Origin of the sequence: Metabacillus litoralis, assembly GCF_007994985.1 — a bacterium.
GTDB lineage: Bacteria > Bacillota > Bacilli > Bacillales > Bacillaceae > Metabacillus > Metabacillus litoralis.
Genome location: NZ_VOQF01000005.1, coordinates 234,263 through 248,008 on the forward strand (window position 1 = coordinate 234,263; position 13,746 = coordinate 248,008).

At 35.3% G+C, this 13,746-nt stretch carries 8 protein-coding genes, 1 other RNA gene and 1 pseudogene; 7 read left to right on the forward strand and 3 right to left on the reverse strand.

Annotation, left to right across the window (positions count from 1 at the left end):
• Positions 1-4 precede the first annotated feature (4 nt).
• Entirely contained in the window at positions 5-2,344 is a 2,340-nt protein-coding gene (gene rnr / locus FS935_RS09240) for a ribonuclease R (protein ID WP_146947818.1), read from the forward strand.
• Between the two features lie 246 nt (positions 2,345-2,590).
• Here the strand turns inward: rnr and FS935_RS09245 are convergent, their stop codons facing one another.
• The gene (locus FS935_RS09245; protein WP_240050865.1) at positions 2,591-3,043 is read right to left on the reverse strand and encodes a DUF2383 domain-containing protein; all 453 of its coding nucleotides are present in this window, start codon (positions 3,041-3,043) and stop codon (positions 2,591-2,593) included.
• 507 nt (positions 3,044-3,550) lie between these two features.
• Here FS935_RS09245 and smpB point away from each other — a divergent pair.
• Together smpB and ssrA are read left to right on the forward strand one after the other, a co-directional pair.
• Positions 3,551-4,018, forward strand: a complete 468-nt coding sequence (gene smpB / locus FS935_RS09250; protein WP_146947820.1) for an SsrA-binding protein SmpB — start codon at positions 3,551-3,553, stop codon at positions 4,016-4,018.
• A gap of 282 nt (positions 4,019-4,300) precedes the next feature.
• Positions 4,301-4,641: a transfer-messenger RNA gene (gene ssrA / locus FS935_RS09255) on the forward strand.
• A 594-nt stretch (positions 4,642-5,235) separates the two neighbouring features.
• On the opposite strand, the gene FS935_RS23870 is transcribed toward ssrA, so the two are convergent.
• On the reverse strand, positions 5,236-5,451 hold the full coding sequence (locus tag FS935_RS23870; protein ID WP_240050867.1) for a hypothetical protein: 216 nt from the start codon (positions 5,449-5,451) through the stop codon (positions 5,236-5,238).
• A 599-nt stretch (positions 5,452-6,050) separates the two neighbouring features.
• Entirely contained in the window at positions 6,051-6,857 is an 807-nt protein-coding gene (gene zupT, locus FS935_RS09265) for a zinc transporter ZupT (protein ID WP_146947822.1), read from the reverse strand.
• Between the two features lie 890 nt (positions 6,858-7,747).
• Between zupT and FS935_RS09270 the strand changes: the two genes are divergently transcribed.
• The 4 genes and pseudogenes from FS935_RS09270 to FS935_RS24465 all read left to right on the forward strand — a co-directional run.
• A complete protein-coding gene (locus FS935_RS09270) occupies positions 7,748-8,767 on the forward strand; it encodes a LacI family DNA-binding transcriptional regulator (protein WP_146947824.1) in 1,020 nt (339 codons plus the stop codon).
• A 542-nt stretch (positions 8,768-9,309) separates the two neighbouring features.
• Complete coding sequence (locus tag FS935_RS09275) at positions 9,310-13,344, forward strand: carbohydrate binding domain-containing protein (protein WP_240050869.1); 4,035 nt, start codon at positions 9,310-9,312, stop codon at positions 13,342-13,344.
• 56 nt (positions 13,345-13,400) lie between these two features.
• A complete protein-coding gene (locus FS935_RS23875) occupies positions 13,401-13,613 on the forward strand; it encodes a hypothetical protein (RefSeq protein ID WP_240050870.1) in 213 nt (70 codons plus the stop codon).
• Between the two features lie 14 nt (positions 13,614-13,627).
• Positions 13,628-13,741: pseudogene (locus tag FS935_RS24465) on the forward strand (LPxTATN C-terminal sorting signal domain); the annotation flags it as partial.
• Between the last annotated feature and the right edge of the window lie 5 nt (positions 13,742-13,746).

Consider the following 13,746-nt stretch of genomic DNA (forward strand, 5'->3'; position numbering starts at 1 on the left):
TTAAATGGATCAAGAAATACAAGTACATATAAATAAGCTACTTGGTTTTATGAAGGAAGAAGCATATAAACCACTTACAGTACAAGAACTTGAAGAAGCATTTGGAATTGAAGATTCAGCAGAATTTAAAGAATTTGTTAAAGCATTAGTTGTGATGGAAGAAGAGGGATTGGTTGTTCGAACACGAAGTAACCGCTACGGTCTTCCTGAAAAAATGAATTTATTAAAAGGTAAACTGATTGGACATGCAAAAGGGTTTGCTTTTGTTGATCCTGATGACACAAGCTTAGATGATATTTTTATCCCACCAACTGAGCTAAAAACAGCGATGCATGGTGACATTGTTCTTGTTCGAGTAAGCCCGAAATCTGCGAATGGCTCACGCCAAGAAGGTTCGATTATTCGAATTCTAGAACGTGGAGTAAAAGAGGTTGTTGGAACATATACAGAAAGTAAAAACTTTGGATTTGTCATTCCAGATGATAAAAAAATTGCAAATGATATTTTTATCCCGAAGAATGCATCAAAGGGTGCTATTGAAGGACATAAGGTTGTTGTGAAATTAACGACGTATCCTGAAGGCCGTATGAGTGCTGAAGGTGAGATAATCGACATATTAGGTCATAAAAATGATCCTGGTGTTGATATTTTATCTGTTATTCATAAACACGGGTTACCAGGTCCGTTTCCTGTAGAAGCTCTAGAACAAGCAAATGATGTACCAGATGAAATTAAAGAAGAAGATCTAAAGGATCGCCGTGATCTTCGTAACGAAACGATTGTGACAATAGATGGAGCAGACGCAAAGGATTTAGATGATGCTGTTACTGTTAAAAAGCTTGATAATGGCAACTATAAGCTTGGTGTTCATATTGCAGATGTTAGTCATTATGTAACAGAGCAATCTCCAATTGATCGTGAAGCGGTTGAACGTGGAACAAGTGTTTATTTAGTTGACCGAGTTATTCCAATGATTCCACATCGTCTTTCTAATGGCATTTGTTCATTAAATCCAAAGGTTGATCGATTAACATTATCTTGTGAAATGGAAATCGATGCTGAAGGCCAAGTTGTTAAGCATGAGATTTTCCAAAGTGTGATTAAAACAACAGAGCGTATGACATATACAGATGTGAAAAAAATTCTTGAAGACAAAGACGAAGCTCTTCTTAAAAAATATGAAAACCTTGTTCCGATGTTTGAAGAAATGGCGGATTTAGCACAAATTCTTCGTAAAAAACGTATGGATCGTGGCGCGATTGACTTTGATTTTAAAGAAGCGAAGGTGTTAGTTGATCCAAAGGGGCACCCAACAGATGTTGTTATTCGCGAACGTTCAGTAGCGGAACGTCTTATTGAGGAGTTCATGCTGCTTGCAAATGAAACAGTAGCAGAGCATTTTCATTGGATGAATGTACCGTTCATTTATCGTATCCATGAAGATCCTAATGCTGAGAAGCTTCAACGTTTCTTAGAATTCATTACGAATTTCGGCTATTCTGTAAAAGGAACAGCAAATGAAATTCATCCAAGAGCACTACAAAACATTATTGAGGAAGTTGCCGGTAAACCAGAAGAAACGGTTATTTCAACGGTTATGTTACGCTCAATGAAGCAAGCAAAATATGATCCAGAAAGCCTTGGACATTTCGGTTTATCAACAGAATATTATACACATTTCACCTCACCGATTCGTCGTTACCCAGATTTAATTGTACATCGCTTAATCCGTACGTATTTAATTGAAGGTAAAGTTGATGAAGATACTCGTTCTAAATGGGCAGAAAGCTTACCTGTTATAGCAGAGCATTCTTCTAATATGGAAAGACGAGCGGTTGAAGCTGAGCGTGAAACAGATGAACTGAAAAAAGCAGAATATATGCTTGATAAAATTGGCGAGGAATACGACGGAATGATTAGCTCTGTGACAAACTTTGGGATGTTTGTTGAGCTTCCTAACACAATCGAGGGTCTAATCCATGTTAGCTATTTAACAGATGACTATTACCGTTATGATGAACGTCATTACGCAATGATCGGTGAACGTACAGGTAATGTTTATCGAATTGGTGATGAAATCACGGTTCGTGTAGTAAATGTTAATAAAGATGAACGTTCTATTGATTTTGAAGTTGTTGGGATGAAGGGTACGAGAAAACGACCTGATAAAGATGCTCCTAAAAAAGTCATCATTGCAGGTAAAGGAAGAAAGCCTGACAACTTAAAATATGGTAAGAAAAAAGAAGACGAAAAATCAGGAGACTGGTCAACTCGTCCTCCACGTAAAAAGAAAAAGCATTTCGAAAATGCACCAAAAGCAAAGCGTAAAAAGAAAAAACGATAATTTCCCTTGAGATTTGTACAACTTCATGTAGCTCAGTTAACATGGAGAAGCATGTTGAATATCTCTGTAATTAGCAGACCAAATCGCATTTGATTTGGTCTTTCCTTGTTCAAGGCTTAAGAGACCACATTGTCACAGCAGACAAAAATCAACTTGTCTTTTATGTTGCATTTGATTAGAACTGTAGAAAAAAGACTAGGAACTAGTCTTTAAAAGGTCGCTTCACTCATTTATCAATTCTATGTATCAGTGCAACTCAGATTTTAAATAATCGACATGCTCTCTTTGTTTATCTAAGATACGATCAACAAGGTTCAAACTTTTCTCATCAAGTTTATCACGAACCAATTTCTCAGTCATTTTTATTCCATAGAGATTTTCTCCCTTAATTGCATGTTTTAGAATTTCCTTTTCACTGTTTGAGTGATCAAATATTTGGCTAATATAAAGTTCGATCTTACCAACAACCCCTTCACTAGTAGCTGGTGTTCCTTTAAGCTCTTGAATTCGTTCTGAAAGTAGGTCTGAATGGTGTTTTAAGTCCTTTTGGATAGTAATAAAATTATTACGAAGTGGGGAAGAGTCATCAAGGTTTTTTATAAATTCTTCATAAGAATGTATTCCCATGTATTGTCCTTGCAGTAGCTGGTTCAAGGTTTTTACAACATTATGATTTTCTATTGAAATCATTCCTTTCATAATTTAATTCATGACATTCATAGTTTAAGCGTAAAAAATGAATTCATACAAAAGCTGCTTAATATTAGAGCGGGGAACATGTATCACTTGTATAAGTAGTAAATAACTTTCTCATCCGAGGAGTTAGTGAAGATAAAAAGACCCAAACCTTATCGAGTTAAGTGGTAAAGGAACAAATTCATAGGAATTCTTATGCTGATAGTGAGAAAAGTGCTAAATGAACAGAAGGATAGGATAATTAAAATGATCAAGCAAATCTTGAAACAGAACTGCAATGTGGTGCCGTCATCATTGTTTTTGGGATGGATGTTATTTCGTTTGTATTTTTCCCACGCGTATAAGTTATCTGCCCTTTATTGTCAGCTCTTGTTTTTCTAGGTGCTTAAAATCTCTAAGCAAATACCCTTTGAAAATCTTTAAAGTGCAATTCATTGAGTTTGCGTCCATTTTTTGTTAAAATATAAGTTACCGCTATAATGATAGGTACACCCGAGAGGAGGCAACACAATGCCTAAAGGAATGGGAAAAGTAGTTGCTCAAAACAAAAAGGCAAACCACGATTTTTCAATCGAAGAAACGTTTGAAGCCGGCATTGTTCTTCAAGGAACGGAAATCAAATCAATTCGAAATGGTCGTGCAAATTTAAAGGATTCTTATGCACGTATTGAACGTGGTGAAGTTTTTTTACTCAATATGCATGTTAGTCCTTATGAGCAGGGAAATCGCTATAACCATGATCCATTGCGTACAAGAAAACTACTTCTTCACAAAAAGGAAATTGTTAAATTAATTGGTGCAACAAAAGAAGATGGCTATGCACTTGTTCCATTGAAAATGTATTTAAAAAATGGATATGCGAAAGTGTTAATAGGTCTTGGTAAGGGTAAAAAGAAATACGATAAGCGTGAAGATTTGAAGAAAAAAGAAGCGAAACGTGATATCGAGCGTGCCTTTAGAGAACGCCAAAAGATATAAAAGGTAGGCTGTTTTCACAAACTTTGTTACTATTAGCAACTTGAAGGATAGTACCTTCTATACGTAAAACATTGTTTTTAAAAGATAATAAGGTTATGAACATCAATCTTTTAAAAATGAACCAATAGGTAAAAACTTACAATTGCATTCTTGTCTCAGTCTGTTATAATAGATTTTGTAAGACAGTCACTTACACACAATTTCATAAGCAATTAAGCTTATTCTACTTTTTTAATATCTCCCGTATTCCCAAGCTGGTATATACGGCTATCATGGGGACGTTACGGATTCGACAGGGGTAGTTCGAGCTTAGGTTGCGGGCCGAAGGGATCGTCTTCGTTAAAACGTCACGCCAATAATAACTGGCAAATCTAACAATAACTTAGCTTTAGCAGCTTAATAACTGCATAGCTAGTTCCTCCCTCCATCGTCCATGTGGTAGGGTAAGGGACTCACTCTTAGTGGACTACGCCTAATTCCTCCGTCTGGGGATGATGGAAGAGACCAATCAGACTAGCTGCTCTGACGCCTGTCGATAGGCATAGGAGTTAGCGAAACTGCGAATTTATCGACTACGCTCGTAGACGCTTAAGTGCCGATATGTCTGGACGTGGGTTCGATTAGTAATTAGTCGCCTTATGTGGTAACACATAAGTGAAAATTCGGCTTTATCGGTGAAACCTAAGTCACTTAAATGTGATAGGGCAATGCCGAGCGGTATGTAGAGCAATCTAACAGCCGTGTATCGACTTATAGGCTGCCAACTTGGTAGTACTAGGATACGAAAATCTGCCTTTTCTAAAGGTAAAACTACTTTTCGTATAAGACGCCGAAGGACCTAACAAGGTTCAAGATATAGTCAGTGCCATGACGAAAGCATGGAATAGCACGTCCCACCGTCTCCACCAAATACATATTTGGTGGTTTTTGTTTGTTTAATTTTTATACAATCTTTAATATCTATGTCATTAATTTATATAATGCGTTTCATAAAAAACCTGTCTATATTACTAAAGGTAGAGAGATTAAATTTCAAAAAAAGCGTCTTCAAATGCTAACTTTCTCTTTATTAAGTCTTGATTATACTTCCCATTCCGCATAGTTACCTTATCGTAGTTTTCAATAATCCATAATGCGCGTTTTCTTTTTTGAGGAACCCTTAGATATGGTTCTATTTTGGATAAAAGACTAATGACAGTTTCCTTTTTCTTGATATTTTATGTGAAGGAATCTTTATGTTTATCAGGATTATAATTCTTCTTACTACTAATTACTCCTCCAGTGAGGGAATGCGTGTAAGATAATAATTCTATATCAGTAGAAGCAATTGTAATACATGGTCTTCGATTTTCATTTTTATGTATTTTGGTTAAAGTAATAGAGCCTTCTCCATCGATAATACCAGCTAAATAAGCTACTTCCCAAATTTCCATATCTATCACCTCACATGTTGATGGGAACGCATGTTCTTGTTGGTGACTTAATTATACAAAAAATTCCCTTATTGTTCAATAAAAATATGTTTGGAAAATTGAGAAATAATTAAAGGTTAAATACTAAAAATGTCAGCAGGGTTTCTCAAAAACTTTACATAATGCAATTATCCAAGAAACGGTTATATTTATATTTTTCTTTAAGGCTGTTTTCGCAAACTTTGTTGCTTTTAAATACTCGAAGCAAATCAGCTCTGCATTACGTCTAGTGGCATCTTTTCTTCATATAATGGTATTTTTTATAGTGGAAAACACGTTTTCACTCCAAATTTTGGTTAAATAGCAACAATCGTTCAGAAAAGAGCCTTCTTTAAAGTCTTTTCATAGTTACTTCTAGCCCCTAACATATCTCTACTAACATCGTGTACAGATTTGAAAAACGCTAATTTAATCCTTTAGTATCAAGGGGTGGAAAGTTTATGTTTTACGTTACATTTTTGAAGCAAAACATTGTCACTCAGGCAATGCTTTGCTTCAAAAAAATACCGACATCAGCTTACATAGTTTGCAACAACATTAACCATAAATTTTAGATGCTCCTATATAAATAACAAAAGACTAATGGCCATCACAGCCATCCCCCCCACGAGGCCATAAATGGAAAGATGTGCTTCATCATATTTCTGTGCAGCTGGAAGTAATTCATCTAGTGAAATAAACACCATAATACCTGCTACTGCTGCAAATATAAACCCAAACAACATGTCACTTAAATAAGGCATTAAAACTAAATAAGCTACTATTGCACCTAAGGGTTCGGACATTCCAGACAAGAATGATAATTTAAATGCTTTTTTCTTACTACCTGTAGCAAAATAGACAGGGATAGAAACAGCAATACCTTCTGGAATATTGTGTATGGCAATTGCGACCGCTATCGCTATCCCTAAAGAGGGATCCTGTAGTGCAGAAGTGAATGTAGCTATACCTTCTGGAAAGTTATGAATCGCAATGGCTAGTGCTGTAAATGTTCCCATTTTTAACAAATCTGGATTTTTTGTCGCTTCTTTCTCATTCATTTCTTCTACTCTTTTTAGCTCATGGGGATTCCCTTGCTTAGGGATAAATTTATCGATTAAGGCGATGATTAAGATTCCTGTGAAAAATCCGCCAACTGTCATCCAATTCCCCAACACGTTACCCATGGATTCCACTAATGCATCCTGTGCTTTTACAATAATCTCCATAAAGGAAACATAAATCATCACACCAGCAGAAAATCCTAGTGAAATAGAAAGAAACTTTGTATTCGTAGTTGTTGTAAAGAAAGCCAAAACACTTCCTATTCCAGTAGCAAGCCCAGCCATTAACGTTAAACCAAAAGCTAACAATAAACCCTCAGTCATTAGGTTTACCTCCTCATTGCGTAATCAAATTATAATGGACTAAATTGTACTTATGACAGATAGTTTCCCCAAGGAAACTATTGTTCGAAAAAAAGAGATGATACATTTTATCGATCTCTTGTAGTGGCATTATTCTATAAAAAGAGTATGAATTTTTTTGCGTTTGTGTGACCAAATTTATGAAAAATATCCATTCTGATTGTGAACACGCTAGACTTTTCTTAATGCATTTATTTATCAGTTTTTATAAAATAACTAGTAGCTAATTATCACAAATCCTGGCCATTTAGATTTTCTAAGCATCAAAATAAAAAATTTGAAGATATAAATGAATTAGTAAATAATGTTGTTACAATAATAACACCTTTGGCAAATATGAAAAGCGTAACAATAATTACTGATTTTAGTGGGGGGATTTTAATAGGTGATAAGGATAAACTTTATCAAGCCTTTTTAAATCTTATTAAAAAGGCAGTTGAATCTATCTAGAATGTGGTATTTTATTGGGGATTTGTCATTTTCAATAATAAGTGATAAGAAATAATAACCGTTAGAACAATTGTCATTTTATGAGATGTCAAGTTCAATATCGTAGATGGGGGAGGTAGCATAAACAATGTAATGCTTAGTAATCTCTGAATTAGTTTTATTTTCTTTCCAAGCCTCATCTTTATTGATGATGTTACTATTTGCCTGTTTTACATTCTCAACCATATCAAAGTATTCTTATCAACCTTGTTTATGGAGTCAACATATTCAAGGGAAAAATTCACATACCAATAAATTTATTGGTATAATATACTTACATAGGTGATAATTGAAACTTAATGAGTAAATTATTTTATTTAATGTTCAGACATAGCCTTTAATGGATAAACAGGAGAGAATGTATGCAGCCTACAATATATGATATAGCCAAAAAGACAGGGTTTTCTATAACGACTGTTTCAAAAGTTCTTAATAATTATCCAGATGTAAGTGATAAAACTAGAGCAAAAATATTGAAGACAATAGAAGAGATAGGCTATCATCCTAATTCACATGCAAGAGCCTTAATGACTAAAAAATATTGGACAATTGGTGTAGTCTTTATCGAACAATTAGATATTGGTATAAAGCATCCTTTTTTTAATGCAGTCATTGAAAGCTTTCGCAAAAGAGTTGGTGGATTTGGATATGACCTTCTGCTCGTTTCTAAAAATATTGAAAATGAAAGAAGAAGTTATTTGGAGAGGTTTCAGCATCGAGGAGTAGATGGAGTTATTGTTGTGTCTCCGCAAAATTACGATGAAGAGGTAAAAGAGTTAGTTGAACATGAAATGCCTAGTGTATTTATTGATATTAATAGCAAGGATGTAAGTGTAGTTAATAGCGATAATCATTATGGAAGTATATTGGTAGTTGATTATTTATACTCACTTGGTCATCGTAAGATTGCACACATTGCTGGAGCCGAAGAAACACTTGCAGGTAAGGATCGACTCAAGGGATACCGAGATGCAATAGCAAAATATCAATTGAATCTTCCTGAGTCGTATATTGAAAATGGTGGTTACTTTGATAGTGTAGGTGGCCAAAAGGCTATGGATAAATTACTATTATTAAAAAACAGACCAACAGCTGTTTATGTTGCTGGAGATTTAATGGCACTTGGAGCAATGAAATCAATTAGGAAGCATGGTTTAAAGATTCCAGAAGACATATCGATAGTTGGATATGATGATATTGAATTGGCGGTTCATTCAACCCCTAGCTTAACGACGATAAGACAAAATACAGATTTAATTGGTGCTCAAGCAGCTGATTTACTATTACAACAAATTAATGCGAAGAAAAAAATTCCTATTGGTATGACTGTACCAGTAGAATTAATTATTCGTGAATCTACTATAGATATTAAGAAGTGCTAATTATGCACTTCTTTTTTTTGTGTAAATAATAACTTGTGTTCACAAATAATGAAATTGGTTCAGGTTTTTATTGAGCATAAAGATAAAGTACTATATATAATCATGTCTATTAAGTTTTTAGTAAGAAAATGACTAGTTTTCTCGCAAATTATCACCACTTGCTCTAATTCTCCAAATTATAAGTACTTCTGTTAAAACCACATACTATCCTAGATACATCATTATAAATGTATCAATTTATAATGATGTAACGAAAGGGAAATTCTCTAAATAATAGGTTAAATAAAAAGCGCTTTCGTAAATCTTAGTAAATTATTTGGCTTTTAAGTTTGTTTTATGGTGTTTTTCACAATTAAACTGGTAAAAATATAGTTATTTCATAAAAAAAAACAAAAAAATAATCGCATTGACAATTGATAGCGGTTTCTTATATAATTACTTTCGAAAGCGCTTTAGGTATTCTGGATCGATCTATACTTATAAAAAAGGTAGATTATCAGATTCTAAAATTAGTCATGTGCAAGGGGAGGGGATCTTTTAAATTGGTAACTCAATTAAGGAAAATGCAGATGGTGAAAAAATCGTTTTACGGATTTTTAGTACTCTTACTATTCATTTCGAATGTTGCATTTATACCAAATGTAAAAGCAACAGAGGTTGAATGGACGGAGACGGGTGATAATTTGTTGGTTGAAGGCGATTTTACTTCAACAACCGAATTTGGAAACCCTGATCAACTGATTAATGGATGGAATGTATATAGCCAGGGAGCTAACGAACAATGGGCAGGTTTAGCAAATTTCACAGTCAATGAGGGAGTATTACAAACTAGTATCCAACAAGTTGGCTGGGAGTGGTGGCATATTCAACTATTCCAAGATGTTGCTCTTCAAGCTGGTAAATATAAACTCCAGTTTGATATGAGCTCTGAGGTAGAAAGACCCGTTTATGTTCAATTAGATGATCAAGTGGCAGAGAAACAATTTACTGTTACTGAAGACACACAAACATATGAAATGCTACTAGATGTAACTTCTGAAGGAGACCACCGTTTTATGTTTGGTTTTGGAAGAACAGCTAGTGATATTGAGCCTTCAGTACCTTATAACATAACATTAGATAACGTTAAATTAGTTAAAGTTGAACAAGCAGTACTGGTACAACCAGAACAACAACCAGAACAACAACCTGCTACACCTACTGAAGGTGATACAGAAAGTGAAACAGCTGATTCCCAGTGGAACTTAGTTTGGGAAGATACATTTGATGGAAACGAGCTAGATACAACGAAATGGAACTATGATTTAGGAAATGGCTTTACAGGTTCAGATGGAACGTATGTATCTGGATGGGGAAATGAAGAGCTAGAGTTCTATCAAGAAGAAAACGTAAATGTTGAAGATGGAAAACTAGTGATTGAGGCTCGTGAAGAACCAGTTTCTGATACCCATGGAACGTATGACTATACATCAGGGAAAATACACACAAAGGGTAAGTTTTCTCAAAAATATGGAAAGTTTGAAGCAAAAATTAAGTTGCCAGAAGGACAAGGTTACTGGCCAGCATTTTGGATGATGCCTCAAGATGATGTGTATGGAGGATGGGCTGCTTCAGGTGAGATTGATATTATGGAAGCTGGCGGATCAGATATTAGCGCAATAGGTGGAGCGATTCACTATGGTAGCCAATGGCCGAATAATACGTACACAGCAAAAGACTACCATTTTCCAGAGGGACAAGATATTACGGGATATAACGTGTACAGTGTTGAGTGGGAGCCAGGTGAAATTCGTTGGTATGTAAATGGAGAGCTTTTCCAGACATTAAATAACTGGAATAGTACGAACAGTGCTAATAGCACAAAATATTCATATCCAGCACCATTTGATCAAGAATTTTATCTCATATTAAACCTTGCTATTGGAGGTTGGTATGATGGAAAACCAGGTTCTGAGACAGTATTCCCAGGCAAGATGGAAGTGGAATATGTAAAAGCTTACGAAAAGGATGCTTATGCTGAACCTGTTGAACCTTCATTTGATGCAGAAGAATTACCTGAAGGTTCAAAAGAAGCAATTAATGGAAACTATGTTTACGATCGTAACTTCCAAGAAGGTATAACAAGCATTACAAACGGAGAAGATGTAGCGAATAAATGGAGCCAAGATTATTGGAACTTAGTTTATTTGGATAACTTTAACGGCAGTGCAAAAGCTTCTGTTGAACAGATTGGAGATAGCAGTTTTGCTAAAGTTGATATCGCAAATGCTGGAAGTCAGCCATATTCTGTTCAATTAATACAAAACGTTACAATTGGAAAAGGAAGATGGTACAAACTAAGTTTTGATGCTAAATCTACTGCAAATAGAAACTTAAATGTGAAAATTGGTGGAGGAGAAGCTAGAGGTTATTCAGCATATTCACCAAGTAAAGACTTTGAGTTATCGAAAGAAATGGAAACGTATGAGATAACATTCCAGATGCAAGACGAAACAGATCCTCTTGCACGTTTAGAGTTAAATATGGGACTTGACCCGAACTCTGTATGGGTTGGAAATGTTGTTTTAGAAGAAACTGAAGCACAAGATCCTTACAATGAAAATGCACCAAAGACACCATTAGCTAATGGAAATCACATTTACAATGGTACTTTTGATCAAGGTCGTATGGATCGTATGACATATTGGAATGTAGAAACGACTGGTGCTGAAGCAACTGCAGCGGTTCCTGAGAATAATAGAATGCTCGCTGTTGATATATCCAATGGTGGTGAATCAACAGACTCAATTAAGGTTATTCAAAAAGGAATAAATCTCCTTTCAAATGATGAATACAAGCTAACCTTTAACTCCAAATCTGATGTTGAAAGAACGATCAACGTTGGAGTAGTAAGTGAAGATGGAACGGTAAAATTTGCAGAAGAACAAATAGCATTGACTAATACAATGGACGAAAAAGAAATGACGTTTACAATGGCAAATGTATCTGATGCAGCAGGACAATTAGTTTTCTATCTAGGTAATGATGATTCTAATGTCTATTTAGATGATGTGAAATTAGTTCGCCTAACAAATAACAATGCTGGTTTATCATTTGATGAGATTTTCCCACTTAAAAATGGTGACTTTTCAAATGGTTTAACGAAGTGGGTTAAGCACGTACAAGGTGAACATGACGGATCAAATTCAAATGCAAAACTTGAAGATGTGGATGGTGCAGCAAAATTAACTGTAAATGCTGTAGGGACTAATCCATGGGATGTTCAACTATTCCAACCGGAACTATCTTTAAAACAAGGTGAAACGTATATTGTTGAGTTTGATGCAAAATCAACAATTGATCGAAAATTAGAAGTAGCTTTAGATAATGGAGCGCCAGAATACAAACGCTTCTTTAATGAGATTGTTAACTTAACAGATTCGTATGGAACGTACTCGTTTGAATTTGAAATGACACAAGATGATAGTACGAACTTACAATTTATGTTAGGTAACGTTGAAGGTCAAGCGATTGAGGGATCACATGAAGTATTTATTGATAATGTTCGCCTGGAAGTAAAGGATCAAGGGAAAAAATACTTTCCATTACAAAATGGAGATTTTTCAACAGGATTATCTAACTGGGGCAAACACGTTCAAGGAGAGCATGATGGATCAAGCTCAAGTGCATCGTTGGAAGAAGAGAATGGTGCAGCGAAATTATCCATTGCAAATGTAGGACAAAACCCTTGGGATGTACAACTATTCCAATCAGAGCTTTCATTAGATCAGGGTCAAACTTATGTTGTAGAGTTTGATGCTAAATCATCTATCGATCGAAAGCTGGAAGTGGTGGTCGATAACGGAGCTCCTAGCTATCAGAGATTCTTCCAGAAGATTGTCTCGTTAACGGACACTTTTAAAACTTATTCTTTTGAATTTACTATGACGGCAGAAGATGTTACGAACCTGCAGTTCTTAGTAGGAAATGTTGATGCTCAAGGTATTTCTAGTGCGCATGATGTTGTGATTGATAATGTAAAACTAGAGGTGAAAGGTTCAAGAGAAGAGTTATCTGGACCGATAAATCCTGAAGAACCACCGGTAGATCCAAAAGACCCGGTAGATGAGAGTGTCGTACCAGAAAATAAAGATTCATTTGAATACAAAGCAGATAAAAAGCTATACGTGTTAAAACAATCTGCTAAAGCGATAACATTTACTAAAGATCTATTAAAACAATTGGAAGAAGGCTCTTCTATTGAAATTTCTAATGAAAAAATTAGAGCAGTAATTCCAACAAACCTTTTAGTAGGAAATACAGACTTAACATTTAACTTTGGTGATGTATCTGAAGACATCAAGAGTAAAAATGGAGACGCAGTTTCTGAAATGTATAACTTTACAATCACAGGTGAGGATGGAACTAAAATAACAAACTTTGGTAACAATAAAGTTGAACTTATCTTCTCTGTGAATTTGGATGATGTAAAAAATGTGAAAGATTTACAAGTAATATTTATCGATTCAGATGGAAACAAATCTGATGAACAGATTGAAACAACTTTTGATGAAGTAAAAAAAAGAAGCATCAGCTAAAGTTTCTCACTTTAGTACGTATGGAGTATTTGAAATTGCTTCGGATGGACCAGGAGATGGAAGTGAGCAACCAGGAGATGGAAGTGAGCAACCAGGAGATGGAAGTGAGCAACCAGGAGATGGAAGTGAGCAACCAGGAGACGGAAGCGAGCAACCAGGAGACGGAAGTGAGCAACCAGGAAACGGAAGCGATCAACCAGGAGATGGAAGTGAGCAACCAGGAGATGGAAGCGAGCAATCAGAAGATGGTACTAAGACTCCAACTGTAAGTAAAGAAAAAAATAATAAAAACCAATTACCAGAAACAGCAACTGCATCTTATAATGCACTTCTAGTAGGATCACTACTACTGTTAATTGGTGGAACGATTTACCTTAAAAGAAGAAGAGTAGAGTAGGGGAA